The organism is Lelliottia wanjuensis, assembly GCF_030238365.1.
Lineage (GTDB): Bacteria > Pseudomonadota > Gammaproteobacteria > Enterobacterales > Enterobacteriaceae > Enterobacter > Enterobacter wanjuensis.
Window position 1 is genome coordinate 43,647 of the sequence record NZ_JASSOT010000057.1, and the last position, 21,385, is coordinate 65,031.

A 21,385-nucleotide genomic window follows, 5' to 3' on the forward strand; every position below is an offset into this window, starting at 1 on the left:
AGTTGTTCAACCGCGCAATGGAGTAAATGATGCAGTTCTCTAAAATGCATGGCCTTGGCAACGATTTTATGGTCGTCGACGCGGTAACGCAGAATGTCTTTTTTTCCCCTGAGCTGATTCGTCGCCTGGCGGACAGGCATCTGGGAGTGGGGTTTGATCAGCTGCTGGTGGTCGAACCGCCCTACGATCCCGATCTCGATTTTCACTACCGCATCTTTAATGCCGACGGTAGCGAAGTGTCTCAGTGCGGCAACGGTGCGCGCTGCTTTGCGCGCTTCGTGCGCCTGAAAGGGCTGACCAACAAGCGCGATATTCGTGTCAGCACGGCCAATGGCCGCATGGTGCTTAGCGTCACCGACGACGAGCTGGTGCGCGTCAACATGGGTGAGCCTAACTTCGAGCCATCGGCGGTTCCCTTCCGCGCTATCAAAGCGGAAAAGACCTATATTATGCGGGCGGCCGAGCAGACAGTATTGTGCGGCGTTGTCTCGATGGGCAATCCTCACTGCGTGATTCAGGTTGATGATGTGGATATCGCCGCCGTCGAAACCTTAGGCCCGATAATGGAAAGCCACGAACGCTTCCCGGAACGCGCCAATATTGGTTTCATGCAGGTGGTGAAACGCGAACACATCCGCCTGCGCGTGTACGAGCGCGGCGCGGGCGAAACGCGTGCCTGTGGCAGCGGCGCGTGCGCGGCTGTGGCTGTCGGCATCTCGCAAGGGTTACTGGCAGAAGAGGTTCGCGTGGAATTGCCGGGCGGTCGTCTTGATATCGCCTGGAAAGGTCCGGGTCATCCACTGTATATGACTGGCCCGGCGGCACACGTATACGACGGGTTTATCCATCTATGAAACAACCAGGGGAAGAACTGCAGGAGCTCATAACGGAACTGGATGACAGGACGGTTGTGGATTATCTGCTGCGCAATCCTGAGTTTTTTATCCGCAATGCACGCGTGGTCGAACAGATGCGCGTGCCGCATCCGGTGCGCGACACCGTCTCGCTGGTCGAATGGCACATGGCGCGCTCGCGCAAGCACATTGATCAGCTGGAAGAGAACATGACCCTGCTGATGGAACAGGCCAGCAACAACGAAAGTCTGTTTTATCGTCTGCTGCATCTGCAGGCGCGGCTGGCGTCGGCGCACAGTCTGGAAGAGTTCCTCAGCCGTTTTCATCGCTGGGCGCGCGAGCTTGGCCTGGCAGGTGCGACGATTCGCCTGTTCCCCGATCGCTGGCGCATCGGCGCACCCTCCGGTTTCACCCATCTGGCGATAAGCCGTCAGGCGTTTGAACCGCTGCGTATTCAGCGTCTTGGGCATGAACATCACTATCTCGGCCCGCTGAACGGACCGGAACTGTTGGTGGTACTGCCTGAGGCCAAAGCTATCGGTTCAGTGGCCATGTCCCTGATGGGGCGCGAAGGCGATCTGGGCGTGATGTTATTCACCAGCCGCGACGCGCATCATTACGAGCAGGGACAAGGCACGCATCTGCTGCAGGAAATCGCCCTGATGCTCCCTGAGCTGCTGGAGCGCTGGATTGAGCGCGTATGACGGATTCCCTGCTTGCGCCTCTGGTAGCGCGTTTCCTGCGCTATCTGGGCGTTGAACGCCAGCTGAGCCCTATCACGCTGCTGAACTACCAGCGTCAGCTTGATGCCATCATGCAGATTGCCGACGAGATCGGCCTGAAGAGCTGGCAACACTGTGACGCGGCCACCGTACGCGGGTTTGTGGTGCGCAGCCGCCGCAAAGGCTTAGGCCCGGCGAGCCTCGCGTTACGTCTTTCTGCCCTGCGCAGTTTCTTCGACTGGCTGGTGAGCCAGGGTGAACTCAAAGCCAATCCGGCGAAAGGCATCTCCACCCCGAAAGCCCCGCGTCATCTGCCAAAAAATATCGACGTCGATGATGTGAATCGTCTGCTGGATATCGATCTTAACGATCCGCTGGCGGTGCGCGATCGCGCCATGCTCGAAGTGATGTACGGCGCGGGATTGCGTCTTTCTGAGCTGGTGGGTTTGGATCTTAAACATCTCGATCTCGATACCGGCGAAGTGTGGGTGATGGGGAAAGGCAGCAAAGAACGCCGTTTACCCATTGGCCGCAATGCGGTGGCGTGGATTGAACACTGGCTGGATTTGCGCGGCCTGTTTGGCGCGGAAGAGAACGCGCTGTTTCTCTCGAAGCTCGGGAAACGTATATCCGCGCGAAACGTACAGAAGCGTTTTGCCGAATGGGGCATCAAGCAGGGGCTGAACAGCCACGTTCACCCGCATAAACTGCGCCACTCCTTTGCGACCCATATGCTGGAGTCCAGCGGCGATCTGCGCGGCGTGCAGGAGCTGTTAGGCCACGCCAATTTATCGACCACCCAAATCTATACCCATCTTGATTTTCAACACCTTGCATCGGTGTATGACTCGGCGCATCCACGCGCAAAACGGGGGAAATAATGCGTTTTTACCGCCCACTGGGTCAGATCTCTGCCCTGACGTTTGACCTTGATGACACCCTTTACGACAACCGCGAGGTGATCCTGCGAACCGAGCAGGAAGCGCTGGCGTTTGTGCAAAACTACCATCCCTCTTTAAAGACGCTGCAAAACAAAGATTTCCAGCGCCTGCGCCAGTTATTGCGTGAAACCGAACCGGAGATCTACCACGACGTGACCGAGTGGCGACGTCGTGCCGTTGAGCAGGCGATGCTGAACGCCGGGCTGAGCGCGCAAGAGGCGGCGCTTGGCGCAGAGGCCTCGATGGCGAACTTTGCCAAATGGCGCAGCCGCATCGACGTGCCGCAGGAAACCCACGACACCCTGGCATTGCTGGCTAAAAAATGGCCGCTGGTGGCGATCACCAATGGCAACGCGCAGCCGGAACTGTTTGGTCTCGGCGACTATTTCGAGTTCGTCCTGCGCGCCGGTCCGCACGGGCGTGCGAAGCCGTTTAACGATATGTATCACCTGGCCGCGGAAAAACTCAGCCTGCCGCTCGGCGAGATTTTGCACGTGGGCGATGACCTGACCACCGACGTGGCGGGTGCGATCCGCTGCGGGATGCAGGCCTGCTGGATCAAACCGGAAAATGCCGACCTGATGCAGACCGCCGACAGCCGCCTGTTGCCGCACGTCGAAATTTCGCGGTTGGCATCCCTGACCACGCTGATATAATCACCAGCAGTATTGTATAAATAACCAGGTTTTGGTGCCAATGGACGTTTCTTACCTTCTCGACAGCCTTAATGACAAACAGCGTGACGCGGTTGCCGCGACGCGGACCAATATGCTGGTGCTGGCTGGAGCGGGCAGTGGTAAGACACGTGTTCTGGTGCATCGCATCGCGTGGCTGCAGAGCGTAGAAAACTGCTCGCCGTATTCCATCATGGCCGTGACCTTCACCAACAAAGCGGCGGCGGAGATGCGCCACCGTATCGCCCAGCTGATGGGCACCAGTCAGGGCGGCATGTGGGTCGGGACTTTCCACGGGCTGGCGCACCGTCTGCTGCGCGCGCATCACATGGACGCCAATCTGCCGCAGGATTTCCAGATCCTCGACAGCGAAGACCAGCTGCGTCTGCTCAAGCGCCTCATCAAGGCGATGAACCTCGACGAGAAGCAGTGGCCGCCGCGTCAGGCGATGTGGTACATCAACGGCCAGAAAGACGAAGGGTTACGCCCGCACCATATTCAGAGCTTCGGCAATCCGGTGGAGCAAACCTGGCAGAAGGTTTATCAGGCCTACCAGGAAGCCTGCGATCGCGCCGGGCTGGTGGATTTCGCCGAACTGCTGCTGCGCGCCCACGAGCTGTGGCTCAATAAACCGCATATTCTTCAGCACTATCGCGAACGCTTCACCAATATCCTGGTGGACGAATTCCAGGATACCAACAACATTCAGTACGCGTGGATCCGCCTGCTGGCGGGCGACACCGGCAAAGTGATGATCGTCGGCGATGATGACCAGTCGATCTACGGCTGGCGCGGTGCGCAGGTGGAAAACATCCAGCGCTTCCTCAACGACTTCCCCGGTGCCGAAACCATCCGTCTGGAACAGAACTACCGTTCGACCAGCAACATCCTCAGCGCCGCCAACGCCCTGATTGAGAACAACAACGGGCGTCTGGGCAAAAAGCTGTGGACCGACGGCGTCGACGGCGAACCGATTTCCATTTATTGCGCGTTCAACGAACTGGACGAAGCCCGTTTTGTGGTGAACCGCATTAAAACCTGGCAGGAGAACGGCGGAGCGCTGGAGCAGTGCGCCATTCTTTATCGCAGCAACGCCCAGTCGCGCGTGCTGGAAGAGGCGCTGTTACAGGTCAGCATGCCGTACCGCATTTATGGCGGGATGCGCTTCTTCGAACGCCAGGAGATCAAAGATGCGCTCTCGTATCTGCGCCTGATTGCCAACCGCAACGACGACGCGGCCTTTGAGCGCGTCGTGAACACGCCAACGCGCGGCATCGGCGATCGCACCCTCGACGTGGTGCGTCAGGCTTCCCGTGACCGCCAGCTGACGCTGTGGCAGGCGTGCCGTGAGCTGTTGCAGGAAAAAGCGCTGGCAGGACGCGCCGCGAGCGCGTTACAGCGCTTTATGGAACTGATTGACGCTCTGGCGCAGGAAACGGCCGACATGCCGCTGCACGTGCAGACCGACCGGGTGGTGAAAGATTCCGGTCTGCGGATGATGTACGAGCAGGAAAAAGGCGAAAAAGGCCAGACACGAATTGAGAACTTAGAGGAACTGGTGACGGCAACGCGCCAGTTCAGCTACAACGAAGAAGACGAAGATCTGATGCCGCTGCAGGCATTCCTCTCCCACGCGGCGCTGGAAGCAGGCGAAGGGCAGGCGGATACCTGGCAGGATGCGGTGCAGCTGATGACGCTGCACTCGGCGAAAGGGCTGGAGTTCCCGCAGGTGTTTATCGTCGGGATGGAAGAGGGGATGTTCCCGAGCCAGATGTCGCTCGATGAAGGCGGGCGTCTGGAAGAAGAGCGTCGCCTGGCCTACGTCGGCGTCACCCGTGCGATGCAAAAGCTGACCCTGACCTACGCGGAAACCCGCCGCCTGTACGGCAAAGAGGTGTATCACCGTCCGTCACGCTTCATTGGCGAGCTGCCGGAAGAGTGCGTGGAAGAGGTACGTCTACGCGCCAGCATCAGCCGTCCGGTGAACCATCAGCGGATGGGCACGCCCATCTCGGAAAACGATACCGGCTACAAGCTGGGCCAGCGCGTTCGCCACTCAAAATTTGGCGAAGGCACTATCGTCAATCTGGAAGGCAGCGGCGAGCACAGCCGCCTGCAGGTGGCGTTCCAGGGCCAGGGGATCAAATGGCTGGTCGCGGCCTACGCGAAGCTGGAAGCAGTGTAACGTTCAGAAAAATATCATTATTTTGTAATAATCTGCTAGCCTTATAAGCGTAAGGCTATTTATTGCCCTTCAGCGTCCCGTTGCGTGTTGACGCCGCAGTTATTGCTGGCGTAACATGCGCGCACGATTACGCTAAGAGGACATTCGCCTTGGACACACCCAGTAGATACTGGCTCAATTCCCTGTCATCCAGGAACAACTCCTAAGGCTATCTCCTCTTGCTGATGGCCTTAGTGGTTGTCAGCGACCTGTATAATTCCCGTCGCGCTGAGTCAGGCTTTTAATGGTCTGAAACCCATATTGTTTCTGTGTGCCCACCGAACTGTCCGATATTTTTTGCATTGGGAGTCCCGGTCATGTTGAGCGCATTTCAACTGGAAAAAAACCGACTGATTCGGCTTGAAGCTGAAGAGTCACAGCCCCTCATTGATGCCGTATGGGTGGATCTGGTCGAGCCGGACGACGATGAACGCCTTCGCGTACAGTCAGAGCTCGGGCAAAGCCTGGCAACCCGCCCGGAACTGGAAGACATCGAGGCCTCCGCGCGTTTCTTTGAAGACGAAGACGGCCTGCATATCCACTCCTTCTTCTTTTTTGAAGATGCGGAAGACCACGCCGGTAACTCCACCGTCGCGTTTACCATTCGCGATGGCCGCCTGTTCACCCTGCGCGAGCGCGAACTGCCTGCGTTTCGTCTCTATCGTATGCGTGCCCGCAGCCAGGCAATGGTCGACGGCAACGCCTACGAGCTGCTGCTCGATCTGTTCGAAACCAAAATCGAACAGCTGGCGGACGAAATCGAAAACATCTACAGCGATCTGGAAAAGCTGAGCCGCGTGATCATGGAAGGCCATCAGGGCGATGAGTACGATGAAGCGCTCTCTACGCTGGCGGAGCAGGAAGATATCGGCTGGAAAGTGCGTTTGTGCCTGATGGATACCCAGCGTGCGCTGAACTTCCTGGTGCGTAAAGCGCGTTTGCCGGGCGGTCAGCTGGAGCAGGCGCGTGAGATCCTGCGCGATATCGAATCCCTGCTGCCGCACAACGAATCCCTGTTCCAGAAGGTGAACTTCCTGATGCAGGCGGCGATGGGCTTTATCAACATCGAGCAGAACCGCATCATCAAGATCTTCTCGGTGGTATCCGTGGTGTTCCTGCCGCCGACGCTGGTGGCGTCGAGCTACGGGATGAACTTCGAATTTATGCCGGAACTGCGCTGGAGCTTCGGCTACCCAGGCGCGATTATCTTTATGATCCTCGCCGGGCTGGCGCCGTATCTCTATTTCAAACGCCGTAACTGGCTTTGAAAATCTGGCGGGTGGCGCTGCGCTTACCCGCCCTACGGTTTTTGTAGGCCGGATAAGGCGAAGCCGCCATCCGGCAAAAAACCACTACAACCCTTTCCGCACCCTACGCTGGGTATAAATCGCATCAGCAACAAACACCGCCAGCGCGACCCAGATGAACGCGAAGGTCACCATCTTATCCGCCCCCGGCACTTCGCCGTAGAACACCACCGCCAGCAGGAACATCAGCGTCGGGCCGATGTACTGGAAGAAGCCGAGCGTCGACAGACGCAGGCGCGTGGCGGCCCCGGTGAAGCACAGCAGCGGAATGGTCGTGACCACGCCCGCGGCAATCAGCATCAGGTTCAGCGACCACGGGTTATTGCCCATATGGCTGGTGCTACTGTCGGCAATGCCGAACAGGTAAATCGCGGCCAGCGGCAGCAGCCACAGGGTTTCAAACAGCATCCCGGTTTGTGCTTCCACGGCGATTTTCTTACGCACCAGACCATAAAACGCGAAGCTAAACGCCAGTCCCAGGGCGATAATCGGCAGCGAGCCAAAGGTCCACAGCTGAACCAGCACGCCGCAGAGCGCAAGTAGTACCGCCACCCACTGCATCCGGCGGAAGCGTTCGCCAAGGAACAGCATCCCCAGCACGATATTCACCAGCGGGTTAATGAAGTACCCCAGACTCGCTTCCAGCATGTGGTGGTTATTCACCGCCCAGATGAACAGCAGCCAGTTGCCGCCGATCAGCACCGCCGACAGCGCCAGCAGGAATATTTTCTTCGGGGTTTGCAGCAGCGTTTTCACGCCTGACCACTGACGGCTCACGCTCATCAACGCGATCATAAAGAAAAACGACCAGATCACGCGGTGGGTCAGGATTTCGTCAGCCGGGACAAAGTAGATCAGCTTGAAGTACGCGGGCGCGATACCCCAAATAAAATAAGCGGCAAGGGCGAGTAAAACGCCCTGCCGCGTCTGTTTAGCATCCATCGGGATAATCCGTTACAAGAAAGTAAATTCATTTTACCCGATTAAACCGTCTCAACCCACCATATAAGTGGCGGTTGCGCTGGCGATGTAAACCTGCTCTTCGTTATGCAATTCGACGCGAGCGACGGCCACCTTATTGCCCGCGCGCAGCAGGCTGCTGGTGGCGGTAAAACGATTTCCGCGGCCCGGACGCAGATAGTCCACGCGCAGATCGATGGTGCCCATCCTTGATAAGCGCTGACGCAGCTCATCTTCATTGATGGTGTCATGACGCGCCAGCGTACTGCCCACGCAGACCAGCCCGGCGGCGACGTCCAGCGCCGAGGCGATCACCCCGCCGTGCAAAATGCTTTGCGCCCAGTTTCCGACCATCATCGGCTGATTATTAAAACTCAGCTGCGCGAAGCCCTTCTCGTAACGCTCCAGCTCCAGCCCCAGCGCGCGGTTAAAGGGCATGTGGTAGACAAAAATCTCCCCCACCAGTTTCAAAGCTTCTTCAGCGGTAAGCGTGGCTGACATGAACAGTCGCATCCTTCGTTGTTAACAAAATGTTGATTTTATGCTTCAAGGATAAGGATTTCCACTTTCAGAAACGAGGAGGGGAAGTTAATTGAGAAATAGGTAGAATGTGTCGCACATAACTATTCACATAATTTCTAATTTGCAGGAGAACACCACCGATGCGGATGTATCTGGGTTGGTTACTGGCGGCGGTTGCGCTGCCCCTCACAGCATTTGCGCAGGAAGCGACGCTCAAAGAGGTACACGATAAACCCGCCGTGCGCGGCAGCATTATCGCTAACCTGCTTCAGGAGCATGACAATCCGTTCACGCTCTACCCGTACGACACCAACTATGTGATCTACACCCAGACCAGCGATCTGAACAAAGAAGCGATCAGCTCCTACAACTGGTCCGATAATGCGCGCAAAGACGAAGTGAAATTCCAGCTCAGCCTGGCGTTCCCGTTCTGGCGCGGCATTCTGGGGCCGAACTCGGTTCTGGGCGGTTCTTACACGCAGAAATCCTGGTGGCAGCTCTCCAACAGCGGCGAATCCTCTCCGTTCCGTGAAACCAACTATGAGCCGCAGCTGTTCCTTGGCTTTGCGACCGACGACGAATTCGCGGGCTGGACGCTGCGCGACGTGGAGTTTGGCTTCAACCACGACTCCAACGGGCGTTCCGACCCGACTTCCCGCAGCTGGAACCGTCTCTACACCCGCCTGATGGCGCAAAACGGCAACTGGATGGTGGAAGTGAAGCCGTGGTATGTGATTGGCGATACGGATGACAACCCGGATATCACCAAATACATGGGCTACTATCAGCTCAAAATCGGCTATCAGCTGGGCGACGCGGTGCTGAGCGCCAAAGGTCAGTACAACTGGAATACCGGCTACGGCGGCGCAGAGCTGGGCTTAAGCTACCCGATGACCAAACACGTGCGTATCTATACGCAGGTGTACAGCGGTTACGGCGAGTCGCTGATCGACTACAACTTTAATCAAACGCGCGTCGGCGTGGGCGTGATGCTGAACGATCTTTTCTAGCCTGCTCGAATGTTTTTGCGTTAAACGTTGAAGTTTCTCTCTCAGGCGCTGAAAATAGCGCCTGTTTTGTATCTGGCAAATGGGGTTAACGTGGCGCAGGCGGAAGTAATGAATCAGGAATCGCTGGCTAAACAGGTTTTGCAGGAAACCTTTGGCTATCAGCAGTTCCGCCCTGGCCAGGAAACCATCATTGAAACCGTGCTGGAAGGCCGTGACTGTCTGGTGGTCATGCCGACTGGCGGCGGGAAATCGCTCTGCTATCAGGTGCCCGCGCTGGTGCTGGACGGCCTCACGGTCGTCGTATCGCCGCTCATTTCCCTGATGAAAGACCAGGTGGATCAGCTGCTGGCGAACGGCGTTGCCGCTGCCTGTATCAACTCCACCCAGACCCGCGAACAGCAGCAGGAAGTAATGGCGGGCTGCCGTACCGGGCAGATTCGTCTGCTGTACATCGCCCCTGAACGCCTGATGCTGGATAACTTCCTCGATCATTTAGCGCACTGGAACCCGGTGCTGCTGGCGGTCGACGAAGCGCACTGTATCTCCCAGTGGGGACACGATTTCCGTCCGGAATACGCCGCGCTCGGCCAACTGCGTCAGCGATTCCCGGCGCTGCCGTTTATGGCGCTCACCGCCACGGCGGATGACACTACGCGTCTGGATATCGTGCGTCTGCTCGGGCTGAACGATCCGTTCATTCAGGTCAGCAGCTTCGACCGCCCTAACATCCGCTACATGCTGATGGAAAAATTCAAGCCGACGGACCAGCTTCTGCGCTACGTGCAGGAGCAGCGCGGCAAATCCGGCATCATCTACTGCAACAGCCGCGCGAAGGTGGAAGACACCGCCGCGCGTCTGCAAAACCGTGGCTTTAGCGCCGCGGCCTATCACGCCGGTTTAGAAAACCACATCCGCGCCGATGTGCAGGAGAAATTCCAGCGCGACGACCTGCAAATCGTGGTCGCCACCGTCGCCTTCGGGATGGGGATCAACAAGCCGAACGTGCGCTTCGTGGTGCATTTCGACATCCCGCGTAATATCGAATCTTACTATCAGGAGACGGGCCGCGCCGGGCGCGACGGTCTGCCTGCGGAAGCGATGCTGTTTTACGATCCGGCGGATATGGCGTGGCTGCGCCGCTGTCTGGAAGAAAAACCGCAGGGTCAGCTGCTGGATATCGAACGTCACAAGCTCAATGCGATGGGCGCGTTTGCCGAAGCGCAAACCTGTCGTCGTCTGGTGCTGCTTAACTATTTTGGTGAGGGGCGTCAGGAGCCGTGCGGCAACTGCGATGTTTGCCTCGATCCGCCGAAGCAGTACGATGGCCTGATGGACGCGCGTAAGGCGCTCTCAACCATTTACCGCGTGAACCAGCGCTTTGGTATGGGCTACGTGGTGGAAGTGCTGCGCGGGGCGAATAACCAACGTATCCGCGAGATGGGCCACGACAAGCTGCCGGTCTATGGCATTGGTCGCGAACAGAGCCACGAGCACTGGGTGAGCATTATCCGCCAGCTGATTCATCTCGGCTTTGCCACGCAAAACATTGCCCAGCACTCTGCGCTCCAGCTCACAGAAGCGGCGCGCCCGGTGCTGCGCGGCGAGTTAGAACTCCAGCTCGCGGTTCCGCGCGTCATTGCCCTGAAACCACGCGTGGCGCAAAAATCCTACGGCGGCAACTACGACCGCAAGCTGTTTGCCAAACTGCGCAAGCTGCGTAAGGCGATCGCCGACGAAGAGAACATCCCGCCGTATGTGGTGTTTAACGATGCGACGCTGATTGAAATGGCCGAGCAGATGCCGCTCAGCGCCGGTGAAATGCTCAGCGTTAACGGCGTCGGGACGCGCAAACTCGAGCGCTTCGGCAAAGAGTTCATGGCGCTGATCCGCTCTCATGCGGATGGTGACGATGAGGAGTAGTCAGCCCGGCTAAAAAGTGCCAGGATGGTGACTCACTGAACTATTCTCCCGCGAGTTAATTATGTTGATGCTATTCCTCACTGTGGCGTTGGTGCACATCGTTGCGCTGATGAGCCCTGGCCCTGACTTTTTCTTCGTTTCGCAGACCGCCGTCAGCCGCTCCCGTAAAGAGGCGATGATGGGCGTGCTCGGGATTACCATGGGCGTAATGGTCTGGGCTGCCGTGGCGCTGCTCGGCCTGAACCTGATCCTCGCGAAAATGGCCTGGCTGCATAACATCATTATGGTCGGCGGCGGCCTGTATCTGTGCTGGATGGGCTACCAGATGCTGCGCGGTGCGCTGAAGAAAGAAGAGGGCGTTGCTGCGCCAGAGCCGAAAGTGGAGCTGGCCACCGGCGGTCGCAGCTTTGTGCGCGGATTACTGACCAACCTTGCCAACCCCAAAGCGATTATCTATTTCGGCTCGGTGTTTTCTCTGTTCGTCGGTGACGACGTCGGCGCAGGCGCGCGCTGGGGTATTTTCCTGCTGATCGTCGTCGAAACCTTCGCGTGGTTCACCGTGGTGGCGAGCCTGTTCGCCTTACCGTCCATGCGTCGCGGCTATCAGCGTCTGGCGAAGTGGATCGACGGTTTTGCCGGTGCGCTGTTTGCAGGGTTTGGGATTCACCTGATTATTTCGCGCTAAGTTTTCGTAGGCCGGATAAGGTGCGTGCACCGCCATCCGGCTTTTCTCATTCAGGCATGCCTCGCCGAAGCCAATAACGCCCCCACCAGCATAAACAACGACCCAAACACTTTATTCAACGCCTTCATCTGCTTAGGCCCCTTAATCCACGCCGCAATCCGCTGCGCCAGCGTCGCGTAACCAATCATCACGATGATATCGACAATAATGGTCGTGGCACCCAGCACCACGTACTGCATCACCTGGGGCTGATGCGGGACGATGAACTGCGGGAAGAGGGCGGCGAGAAACACGATGCTTTTCGGGTTGGTCAGGTTCACGAACACCGCGCGCTTGAACAGACGACCGCGCGTCTGCGTGTGGGCGAGGGTATTCAGGTCGATTGAGCCCGCCGCGCGCCACTGCTGGATTCCCAGCCAAATCAGATACGCCGCGCCCGCCCATTTCAGCACCTCAAACGCCAGCACTGAACGCGAGAACAGCGTACCGAGCCCAATCCCCACCAGCACAATATGAATCCCCAGCCCGGTCTGTAGTCCGGCAATGGACGCAGCCGCGCCGCGATAGCCGTGGTTAATGGACGTGGTCATGGTATTGATCGCGCCGGAGCCAGGGGAAAGGCTCAGGATGATGGATGTCAGCAGGTAAGCGAACCACCACTCGAAGGTCATTTGAAACTCCCGAATCGTCTATTTTTATGCCACAATACGCTATTGTCGCGTCGTTGTGCGATGCGTCCTGAAAAAACGATATTCCTTGGCTTACAGGGGTGGAAACCCGATGTTTCAGCAGAAAAAGGACTGGGAAACACGCGAGAACGCATTTGCTGCTTTCTCCATGGGGCCGCTGACCGATTTCTGGCGTCAGCGCGAAGAGGCCGAAATTACCGGCGTGGATAATGTTCCGGTGCGCTTTGTGCGTTTTCGGGATGTCAAAAACGACCGTGTGATCGTTGTCTGTCCCGGTCGAATCGAAAGTTACGTCAAATACGCTGAACTGGCTTACGACCTTTTCCATCTTGGTTTTGATGTGTTGATAATCGACCATCGTGGGCAAGGGCGCTCCGGGCGGTTGTTATCGGACACGCACCGTGGGCATGTGGTGAATTTCAGCGATTATGTCGACGATCTCGCTGCGTTCTGGGAGCAGGAAGTGCAGCCCGGTCCGTGGCGCAAACGCTACATTCTGGCGCACTCGATGGGCGGGGCAATTGCGACGCTGTTTTTACAACGTCACCCGCATCAGTGCGATGCCATTGCGCTTACCGCGCCGATGTTTGGCATCGTGATGCGCTTCCCGGACTGGATGGTGCGCCATATTCTCGACTGGGCTGAGGGCCATCAGCGCATTCGTGAAGGCTACGCGATCGGTACCGGTCGCTGGCGCGCCCTGCCGTTTGCCATGAACGTGCTGACGCACAGCCGACAGCGCTATCGCCGCAACCTGCGCTTTTACGCCGATGAGCCGCGTCTGCGCGTCGGTGGGCCAACGTACCACTGGGTGCGTGAGGGCATCCGCGCGGGTGAATCAGCGCTCGCGGGTGTCAATAAAGATGCGACGCCGACGCTTCTGATTCAGGCCGAAGAAGAGCGTGTGGTGGATAACCGCATGCACGACCGTTTTTGTGAATTGCGCGCCGCCGCCGGACATCCCTGTGAAGGGGAAAAACCGCTGGTCATAAAGGGCGCGTACCATGAGATCCTTTTTGAAAAGGACACCATGCGCTCAGTCGCGCTCAACGCCATCGTCGAGTTTTTCGACAGGCATAACTGATTTCCTATTGAGGTTAAATTTTCCTATGTACCAGGTTGTCGCATCTGATTTAGATGGCACGCTGCTTTCCCCCGATCACACCCTGTCGCCTTACGCGAAAGAAACCTTAAAACTCCTGACTGCTCGTGGCGTGAACTTCGTTTTCGCGACGGGCCGCCACCACGTGGATGTGGGGCAGATCCGCGATAATCTGGACATTAAAGCGTACATGATCACCTCCAACGGTGCGCGCGTACACGACACCGACGGCAACCTGATCTTCACCCATAACCTCGACCGCGACATCGCCGCCGACCTGTTTGGCGTGGTGCATAGCAACCCGAAGATCGTCACTAACGTCTACCGCAACGACGACTGGTTTATGAACCGTCATCGCCCGGATGAGATGCGTTTCTTCAAGGAAGCGGTGTTCAACTACACCCTGTACGAGCCAGGTTTACTTGAGCCAGAAGGGATCAGCAAAGTGTTCTTCACCTGCGAAAGCCACGAAGAATTGCTCCCGCTGGAGCAGGCGATTAACGCGCGCTGGGGCGATCGCGTCAACGTCAGCTTCTCCACTCTGACCTGTCTGGAAGTGATGGCGGGCGGCGTGTCGAAAGGCCACGCGCTGGAAGCGGTCGCGAAACGCATGGGCTACGAGCTGAAAGATTGCATCGCCTTTGGCGACGGCATGAACGACGCGGAAATGCTGTCGATGGCCGGGAAAGGCTGCATCATGGAAAATGCGCACCAGCGTCTGAAAGACATGCATCCGGAGCTGGAAGTGATCGGCACCAACGCCGACAACGCCGTGCCGAACTACCTGCGCAAGCTGTTCCTTGAATAATCTTCATTTGATTGTTTATTGCTCAGTTGTCAACTGAAGAGTTCGCTACAATGCCAGTCCTTCTTTCTGAGAGACATGCATTGTGGCGCTACTCATTATCACCACTATTCTGTGGGCCTTCTCGTTCAGCCTGATCGGTGAATACCTTGCCGGACACGTCGACAGCTACTTCTCGGTGCTGATGCGCGTCGGGCTGGCGGCGCTGGTGTTCCTGCCGTTTCTGCGCCTGCGCGGACAAACGCTCAAAACCATTCTGCTGTACATGCTGGTGGGCGCGATGCAGCTCGGCATCATGTACCTGTTCAGTTTCCGCGCGTATGTCTATCTGTCGGTCTCGGAGTTCCTGCTGTTTACGGTGCTGACGCCGCTCTATATCACCCTGATCTATGACCTATTGAGCAAACGCCGCCTGCGCTGGGGCTACGTGCTGAGCGCGCTGCTGGCGGTGGCCGGAGCGGCGATTATTCGCTACGAAAAAGTGAGCGATCACTTCTGGACCGGCCTGATGTTTGTCCAGCTGGCGAACATCAGCTTTGCCATTGGGATGGTGGGCTACAAACGCCTGATGGAGATCCACCCGATGCCGCAGCACAACGCCTTCGCCTGGTTCTACATGGGGGCGTTCATCGTCGCGGTGGTGGCGTGGTTTATGCTCGGCAATCCGCAAAAACTGCCGACCACCACGCTGCAGTGGAGCGTGCTTGTCTGGCTGGGTGTGGTCGCATCAGGGCTGGGCTACTTTATGTGGAACTACGGTGCCACGCAGGTGGACGCCGGGACGCTGGGCATCATGAACAACGTTCACGTGCCCGCAGGGCTGCTGGTAAACCTGGCGATCTGGCAGGAACAACCGCACTGGCCAAGCTTTATTATTGGGGGGACGGTGATCCTGGCTTCGCTATGGGTGCATCGCCATTGGGTCGCTCCGCGCTCCGAACAAACGGCAGGTGGTCGCAAGCGTGATTCCGCGCTGAGCGAATAAAGGCTTCCGTCACCGGCTGACGCTGCTCGCCATCGCGCACTGCGGCGTAAAGTCGGCTCCACAGTCCCTCGCCCAGGGTTTTGGTCACCACCAGACCCTGGCGTTCAAAACTCTCCACCACCCAGTGCGGCAGCGCCGCGATCCCCATTTTCGCCGCCACCATCTGTATCAACAGCAGGGTGTTATCGACGCTCTTCAGGTTCGGGCTGATGCCTGCCGGTTGCAGGAAATGACGCCAGATATCCAGACGACTGCGCTGCACCGGATAAATCAGCAGGGTTTCGGTCGCCAGATCTTCCGGCGTGACGCGGGTTTTCAGCGCTAACGGATGATCCGGGGCCAGCACCAGGCGCACCTCATAATCAAACATCGGCGAATAGTGCAGACCGCTGCGCGGCAGAATATCGGAGGTCAGGACCAGATCCAGCTCGCCCTGCTGGAGGGAGGGCTGCGGGTCAAAGGTCACGCCCGATTTAAAGTCCATTTCCACCTGCGGCCAGTTCTGGCGGAAATTTTCCAGGGCGGGCGTTAGCCACTGAATACAGCTGTGACACTCAATGGCAATGCGCAGCCGCGTCTGCTGCGGTTCATTGCAGGATTGTAGCGCGCTGGCGATCTGCGGCAGCACCTGATTCGCCAGCTGCAGCAAAATCTCGCCCTGCGGCGTAAAGCGCAGCGGCTGGCTCTTACGCACGAACAGACGGAAGCCAAGGCGTTGTTCCAGATCGCTGAACTGGTGTGACAGGGCGGATTGTGTTTGATGCAGCGTGGCCGCAGCCGCTGCGAGCGAACCGCAGTTCCGCAACGCTTGTAGCGTTTTCAGGTGTTTTATCTCGATCATGAAAGTCCTTCACTTCGCCATGAACATTTTGCGCTTGAGGAATATACAGTACCTGCCAATTATAGATGTGTAAACATCTGGACGGCTAAATAACGAATTCCATAAGAGGCAGCGACATGACAATTATTAACCACACCCTCGGTTTCCCTCGCGTTGGCCTGCGCCGCGAGCTGAAAAAAGCACAAGAAAGCTACTGGGCGGGCAACGCCACGCGTGACGAACTGCTGGCGGTGGGGCGTGAACTGCGCGCTCGCCACTGGGATCAGCAAAAACAGGCAGGTGTGGATCTGCTGCCGGTGGGCGATTTCGCCTGGTACGACCATGTTCTGACCACCAGCCTGCTGCTCGGCAACGTGCCGGCTCGTCATCAGAACAACGATGGATCGGTAGATATCGACACCCTGTTCCGTCTGGGCCGTGGCCGCGCACCGACCGGTGAGCCCGCCGCCGCCGCGGAAATGACCAAATGGTTTAACACCAACTATCACTACATGGTGCCGGAGTTTGTGAAGGGCCAGCAGTTCAAACTGACCTGGACCCAGATCCTGGATGAAGTGGACGAAGCCCTGGCGCTGGGCCATAAAATCAAACCTGTGCTGCTCGGCCCGGTGACCTACCTGTGGCTGGGCAAAGTGAAAGGCGAACAGTTTGACCGCCTGAGCCTGCTGAACGACATTCTGCCGGTCTACCAACAGGTGCTGGCTGAGCTGGCTAAACGCGGCGTCGAGTGGGTGCAAATCGACGAACCAGCGCTGGTGCTGGAGCTGCCGCAGGAATGGCTGGATGCCTTCAAACCGGCGTACGACGCGCTGGCAGGCCAGGTCAAACTGCTGCTGACTACCTATTTCGAAGGCGTCACGCCGAACCTCGACACCATTACCGCGCTGCCGGTCCAGGGTCTGCACGTGGACCTGGTTCACGGCAAAGATGACGTGGCGGAAATTCACCAGCGTCTGCCGTCTGACTGGTTGCTCTCTGCCGGTCTGGTGAACGGTCGTAACGTCTGGCGCGCCGATCTCACCGAGAAATACGCGCAGATTAAAGACATCGTCGGCAAACGTGACCTGTGGGTGGCGTCGTCTTGCTCCCTGCTGCACAGCCCGATCGACCTGAGCGTTGAAACGCGTCTGGATGCGGAAGTGAAGAGCTGGTTTGCCTTCGCCCTGCAGAAATGTGAAGAGCTGGCGCTGCTGCGCGATGCGCTGAACAGCGGCGACACGGCGGCGATTACCGAATGGAGCGCTCCGATTCAGGCGCGCCGTCACTCGACTCGCGTTCACAACGCGGCGGTGGAAAAACGTCTGGCGGCGATCACCGCCAAAGACAGCCAGCGTGAAAACGCCTACGAAGTGCGTGCAGAAGCTCAGCGTGCGCGCTTCAATCTGCCGGCCTGGCCGACGACGACCATCGGTTCCTTCCCGCAGACCACTGAAATCCGCGGCCTGCGCCTGGACTTCAAAAAAGGCAATCTCGACGCCAACAACTACCGCACCGGCATCGCGGAACACATCAAGCAGGCGATTGTTGAGCAGGAGCGTCTGGGTCTGGACGTGCTGGTCCACGGTGAAGCTGAGCGTAACGACATGGTGGAATACTTCGGCGAGCACCTGGACGGATTCGTCTTCACCCAGAACGGCTGGGTGCAGAGCTACGGCTCCCGCTGCGTGAAACCACCGGTCGTCATCGGCGACGTCAGCCGCCCGGAAGCGATCACCGTCGAGTGGGCGAAGTACGCTCAATCTCTGACCGACAAACCGGTGAAAGGCATGCTGACGGGTCCCGTGACCATTCTCTGCTGGTCCTTCCCGCGCGAAGACGTGACCCGCGAAACCATCGCCAAGCAGATTGCTCTGGCGCTGCGCGATGAAGTGGCGGATCTGGAAGCGGCCGGGATTGGCATCATCCAGATTGACGAACCGGCGCTGCGCGAAGGTCTGCCGCTGCGTCGCAGCGACTGGGCGGCGTACCTGGAGTGGGGCGTGGAAGCCTTCCGCATCAACGCGGCGGTGGCAAAGAACGACACGCAGATCCACACCCACATGTGTTACTGCGAATTTAACGACATCATGGACTCCATCGCCGCGCTGGATGCGGACGTGATCACCATCGAAACCTCGCGTTCAGATATGGAACTTCTGGAGTCGTTCGAAGAGTTCGACTACCCGAACGAAATCGGGCCGGGCGTGTACGACATTCACTCCCCGAACGTGCCAAGCGTGGAATGGATTGAAGCCCTGCTGCAGAAAGCCGCCCAGCGTATTCCGGCGGAGCGTCTGTGGGTTAACCCGGACTGCGGCCTGAAAACCCGCGGCTGGCCTGAGACTCGCGCCGCGCTGGCGAACATGGTGAAAGCCGCGCAGAACCTGCGTCAGGCGTAACCCAGCGACGAGGCAGCACTTGTAGGCCGGGTAAGGCGAAGCCGCCACCCGGCTCAATGTTGATGTTCGTGCGGTATTCCGCCCGGTGGCGCTGCGCTTACCGGGCCTACAAAACCAACCTGTAGGCCGCCACCCGGCAACAAACTATCCCCCGCTCAACCGTGCTCGCGTCTCCGGCTGCTGGAAATAATCCATACACCAGCGACACACCTTCCCCATCCCGTCTGAACGCGCGGCCAGAAATAGCTTGGTCGCATGCTTATGTTCGCGCATCGGTTTTTTCAACAACGTCCCGCTATTTAACAGCGGCAATGCCAGATGATGCGGGATGTAGCCGATCCCCACATTCTGCTCAATCAGCGCAATCGCCATCGCAAAATCCGGGACGAACAGCGGCTTTTGTCCTTCCAGTAGCCACGCATGGAGCGGCGTAAAGTTGACGGAGGTATCGCGAATACAGATGGCGGAATACTGGCGCAGCTCGGTGTTTTCCAGCGGATGGCGCGCCCCGGCGAGCGGATGCTGCGGGCTGACGACAAAATCCCACTCCATCTGACCAATCGGCTCGCTGATGATCCCCTCCGTACTCGGCACCGCATGCGGCGCGCCCACCACCAGATCGGCGCGTCGGCTGTAGAGCGCATCCCAGCAGCCGTTGTACACCTCAAGGCTCACCGTCAGGGTGGTGGAGGTAAACTGGCGCTCGAAATCGGCAATAAACGCGGCCAGAACCGCCGGTGGGATAATGTTATTGGCGGCGATCGTGAGCTCACGCTCAATGCCGTCGTGCACCAGCACGGTGTTGCGCCGCAGCGCGTCCATATCGGTCAGAATTGTTTTACTGTGTTCGATGAAATACGAGCCCGCGGGAGTCAGCTCAATGTAGCGACCTTTACGAATGAAAAGATCCGCGCCCAGCGCCTCTTCGGCTTTCTTGATGGTATAGCTGATGGCGGAGGGCACTTTGTTGAGCTGTTCCGCGGCGGAGGTGATGCTCTGGTATCTGGCGACCAGATGAATCACGCGGAGAGTTTCGTCAGAGATAAACATAAGCATTCCTGGTCGGCAAAGTGCGGCTGAACCGGTGACCGATTCAGCCGTGAAGATGATGCCAATTATACTCAGGAACTAGCTGCGACCTATCCGACTCAGTAATGCGTAAGCGACGCAGGCCACAACAATCGAATCCACAGACGGAATGGTGGTCAGGGTGAACAGGCCTTTTACCGTCATAAACCCGACCGCCGCGCCCGCAATCCACGCGATAAACGTCAGCACTTTGACCTGAGGTTCTTGCGTCAGCACCGATTCCTGATAGCCGTTGCGGCGATAAAGGAAAAAGTCGGCGATATAAATCCCGGCCACCGGCGGGGTGGCGATCCCGAGGAACAGCAGGAACGGAATAAACCACGCCATGATATCCAGACTGCCGACGATGGCCGAAAGCACGCCCAGCGCCACGGTAATCTGCCATTTCGGGAAGCGGGTCAGCAGCGTGGAAACCACTAATGTTCCCTGGAACATGTTCCCGGCGTTACCGGTGATGCAGGCGAAAATCAGCAGCAGGGCAGCGGGAAGCACCGCGCCAAACACCGCCATGGCCCCCAACAGCGAACCCTTCCCACTGATCGCACCCGGCGTCGCGCCTGCCCAGTACAGCAGCGGGTAGGCGACAAGGAACGTCACGCCCGCGGCAATCAGCGCGTGTTTGCGGTTATGCACAAAGCTGCCGAAATCGGGCAGTGTGGCGACCAACACGATAATCGTCCCGACCACGGTAGAGACCGCCACGCCGGTGTTCATGCTGTTGACCGCGGCAGGTGCGGCCACGGCGCTGTGCGTCGCCACATAGAGGATATAACACAGCACCAGCGCAATAACGGGCACCGCCACCTGCGCCACTTTCCCCAGCACGGCAAAACCAAAGGCGGTGGAGGCGACGAAAATCACGCAGCCCGCCGCGACCAGCAGCGGCACAGGCAGCTCCAGCCCGTGCTGGGCCAGCACATCATGTACCGAGTGGCCGAACATATTGGCCGTGACCGAGATCCAGCCGAAAAGGCTAATCGCCATCAGGATGTTGATCGCAATCGCCCCTTTTTCGCCAAAGGCATACTTCACAATCCCGTAGGTCGGCAGACGCGCTTTTTCGCCGACGCTGATGGTGATGGCGGAAAGGATCGCCAGAATCAGCCCGCCTAACAGCAGCACGCTCATCAGGCTGCTGCTGGAGAGCTGGTTGCCGAGGCTTGAGGACGACAGCAGGACCGGCGTCACGGCAATGCCCAGCAAAATCATGGCAATGCGTAACCCGGAGGCGGTATTGCTGTTTTCTTCTGCTTTACGCATATCTTATTCCCTCTGAAACGCGCGTTACGCGATATGGAAATGCCCGGTGTACTTGCGCCAGCTTCCCAGTTCGGTGATTTCCCGTTGCCCTTCGGTCAGCCAGTTTTCCGCCAGCACGCCCAGCACTTCGCTGCCGTCTTCGAGCTTCACTTTCCCGATGGCCAGCCCGGCGGGTTCGCTCATCAGCAGGTCAGCGAAACTCGCCAGCGGCAGCTCCCAGATCTCCAGCTCAACGTGAGTGCCGCCCGTTGCCACGCGGATCATACCCGGATGGCGATCCTGAATACTCCACAGACGGTAATGGGCGTCGGTACGGTCTTCGCGCACGAAGACGCCGCCCGCTTTTTGCATATTCTTGTTCAGTTCGAGGCCGCGCATCAGGGTGCCATTGACGGCCAGCAGGGTGGTTTTCATCAT

The 21,385-nt window shown here is 58.2% G+C and carries 21 protein-coding genes; 14 read left to right on the plus strand and 7 right to left on the minus strand.

Going from position 1 to position 21,385, the window contains the following annotated elements:
- The first annotated feature begins 29 nt into the window (after positions 1–29).
- The 7 genes from dapF to corA all read left to right on the plus strand — a co-directional run bounded on the left by dapF (position 30) and on the right by corA (position 6,683).
- Positions 30–854: a diaminopimelate epimerase gene (gene dapF / locus QQF33_RS10315; RefSeq protein ID WP_095283888.1), complete on the plus strand. Its 825-nt coding sequence runs from the start codon at positions 30–32 to the stop codon at positions 852–854.
- Positions 851–1,558 carry a DUF484 domain-containing protein gene (locus tag QQF33_RS10320; RefSeq protein ID WP_285145521.1) on the plus strand — a complete coding sequence of 236 codons (708 nt, stop codon included), beginning with the start codon at positions 851–853 and terminating at the stop codon, positions 1,556–1,558. The genes dapF and QQF33_RS10320 overlap by 4 nt, the downstream gene beginning before the upstream one ends.
- Complete coding sequence (gene xerC / locus QQF33_RS10325) at positions 1,555–2,457, plus strand: tyrosine recombinase XerC (protein WP_282493918.1); 903 nt, start codon at positions 1,555–1,557, stop codon at positions 2,455–2,457. The genes QQF33_RS10320 and xerC overlap by 4 nt, the downstream gene beginning before the upstream one ends.
- Positions 2,457–3,173: a 5-amino-6-(5-phospho-D-ribitylamino)uracil phosphatase YigB gene (gene yigB / locus QQF33_RS10330; protein WP_282493919.1), complete on the plus strand. Its 717-nt coding sequence runs from the start codon at positions 2,457–2,459 to the stop codon at positions 3,171–3,173. The genes xerC and yigB overlap by 1 nt, the downstream gene beginning before the upstream one ends.
- Before the next feature lie 40 nt (positions 3,174–3,213).
- Entirely contained in the window at positions 3,214–5,376 is a 2,163-nt protein-coding gene (gene uvrD, locus QQF33_RS10335) for a DNA helicase II (RefSeq protein WP_285157761.1), read from the plus strand.
- Between the two features lie 149 nt (positions 5,377–5,525).
- Positions 5,526–5,582 carry a YsgD/CorL family protein gene (gene ysgD, locus QQF33_RS10340; protein ID WP_212743980.1) on the plus strand — a complete coding sequence of 19 codons (57 nt, stop codon included), beginning with the start codon at positions 5,526–5,528 and terminating at the stop codon, positions 5,580–5,582.
- A 150-nt stretch (positions 5,583–5,732) separates the two neighbouring features.
- The gene (corA, locus tag QQF33_RS10345; protein WP_285145519.1) at positions 5,733–6,683 is read left to right on the plus strand and encodes a magnesium/cobalt transporter CorA; all 951 of its coding nucleotides are present in this window, start codon (positions 5,733–5,735) and stop codon (positions 6,681–6,683) included.
- A gap of 84 nt (positions 6,684–6,767) precedes the next feature.
- Here corA and rarD read toward each other — a convergent pair whose 3' ends face one another.
- Entirely contained in the window at positions 6,768–7,664 is an 897-nt protein-coding gene (rarD, locus tag QQF33_RS10350) for an EamA family transporter RarD (RefSeq protein WP_282493921.1), read from the minus strand.
- A gap of 51 nt (positions 7,665–7,715) precedes the next feature.
- A complete protein-coding gene (gene yigI / locus QQF33_RS10355; protein WP_095283881.1) occupies positions 7,716–8,183 on the minus strand; it encodes an acyl-CoA thioesterase YigI in 468 nt (155 codons plus the stop codon).
- 161 nt (positions 8,184–8,344) lie between these two features.
- On the opposite strand from yigI, the gene pldA reads away from it, so the two are divergent.
- The 3 genes from pldA (at position 8,345) to rhtC (ending at position 11,819) form a co-directional block, all read left to right on the plus strand.
- On the plus strand, positions 8,345–9,214 hold the full coding sequence (pldA, locus tag QQF33_RS10360) for a phospholipase A (RefSeq protein WP_282493922.1): 870 nt from the start codon (positions 8,345–8,347) through the stop codon (positions 9,212–9,214).
- A 90-nt stretch (positions 9,215–9,304) separates the two neighbouring features.
- Positions 9,305–11,134: an ATP-dependent DNA helicase RecQ gene (gene recQ / locus QQF33_RS10365; protein ID WP_285145518.1), complete on the plus strand. Its 1,830-nt coding sequence runs from the start codon at positions 9,305–9,307 to the stop codon at positions 11,132–11,134.
- A gap of 61 nt (positions 11,135–11,195) precedes the next feature.
- Positions 11,196–11,819, plus strand: a complete 624-nt coding sequence (rhtC, locus tag QQF33_RS10370; protein WP_095283876.1) for a threonine export protein RhtC — start codon at positions 11,196–11,198, stop codon at positions 11,817–11,819.
- A gap of 50 nt (positions 11,820–11,869) precedes the next feature.
- Here the strand turns inward: rhtC and rhtB are convergent, their stop codons facing one another.
- A complete protein-coding gene (rhtB, locus tag QQF33_RS10375) occupies positions 11,870–12,490 on the minus strand; it encodes a homoserine/homoserine lactone efflux protein (protein ID WP_112012613.1) in 621 nt (206 codons plus the stop codon).
- A 109-nt stretch (positions 12,491–12,599) separates the two neighbouring features.
- On the opposite strand from rhtB, the gene pldB reads away from it, so the two are divergent.
- The 3 genes from pldB (at position 12,600) to QQF33_RS10390 (ending at position 15,400) form a co-directional block, all read left to right on the plus strand.
- Positions 12,600–13,592, plus strand: a complete 993-nt coding sequence (gene pldB, locus QQF33_RS10380; RefSeq protein ID WP_095283874.1) for a lysophospholipase L2 — start codon at positions 12,600–12,602, stop codon at positions 13,590–13,592.
- Between the two features lie 25 nt (positions 13,593–13,617).
- A complete protein-coding gene (yigL, locus tag QQF33_RS10385; protein WP_282493926.1) occupies positions 13,618–14,418 on the plus strand; it encodes a sugar/pyridoxal phosphate phosphatase YigL in 801 nt (266 codons plus the stop codon).
- Between the two features lie 82 nt (positions 14,419–14,500).
- Positions 14,501–15,400, plus strand: coding sequence for a carboxylate/amino acid/amine transporter (locus tag QQF33_RS10390; RefSeq protein ID WP_285148771.1), 900 nt, complete (start codon positions 14,501–14,503; stop codon positions 15,398–15,400).
- On the opposite strand, the gene metR is transcribed toward QQF33_RS10390, so the two are convergent.
- On the minus strand, positions 15,288–16,241 hold the full coding sequence (gene metR, locus QQF33_RS10395) for an HTH-type transcriptional regulator MetR (protein WP_282493928.1): 954 nt from the start codon (positions 16,239–16,241) through the stop codon (positions 15,288–15,290). The genes QQF33_RS10390 and metR overlap by 113 nt on opposite strands.
- A gap of 116 nt (positions 16,242–16,357) precedes the next feature.
- On the opposite strand from metR, the gene metE reads away from it, so the two are divergent.
- Positions 16,358–18,619 (plus strand): 5-methyltetrahydropteroyltriglutamate--homocysteine S-methyltransferase, encoded by a 2,262-nt coding sequence (gene metE, locus QQF33_RS10400; protein ID WP_285148770.1) that lies wholly within the window; start codon positions 16,358–16,360, stop codon positions 18,617–18,619.
- A gap of 144 nt (positions 18,620–18,763) precedes the next feature.
- On the opposite strand, the gene QQF33_RS10405 is transcribed toward metE, so the two are convergent.
- The 3 genes from QQF33_RS10405 to QQF33_RS10415 form a co-directional block, all read right to left on the minus strand.
- Positions 18,764–19,669: a LysR substrate-binding domain-containing protein gene (locus QQF33_RS10405; protein ID WP_285148769.1), complete on the minus strand. Its 906-nt coding sequence runs from the start codon at positions 19,667–19,669 to the stop codon at positions 18,764–18,766.
- Between the two features lie 78 nt (positions 19,670–19,747).
- Positions 19,748–20,968 carry a cytosine permease gene (locus tag QQF33_RS10410; protein WP_285148768.1) on the minus strand — a complete coding sequence of 407 codons (1,221 nt, stop codon included), beginning with the start codon at positions 20,966–20,968 and terminating at the stop codon, positions 19,748–19,750.
- Between the two features lie 24 nt (positions 20,969–20,992).
- Positions 20,993–21,382, minus strand: coding sequence for an allophanate hydrolase-related protein (locus tag QQF33_RS10415; RefSeq protein WP_285145512.1), 390 nt, complete (start codon positions 21,380–21,382; stop codon positions 20,993–20,995).
- Between the last annotated feature and the right edge of the window lie 3 nt (positions 21,383–21,385).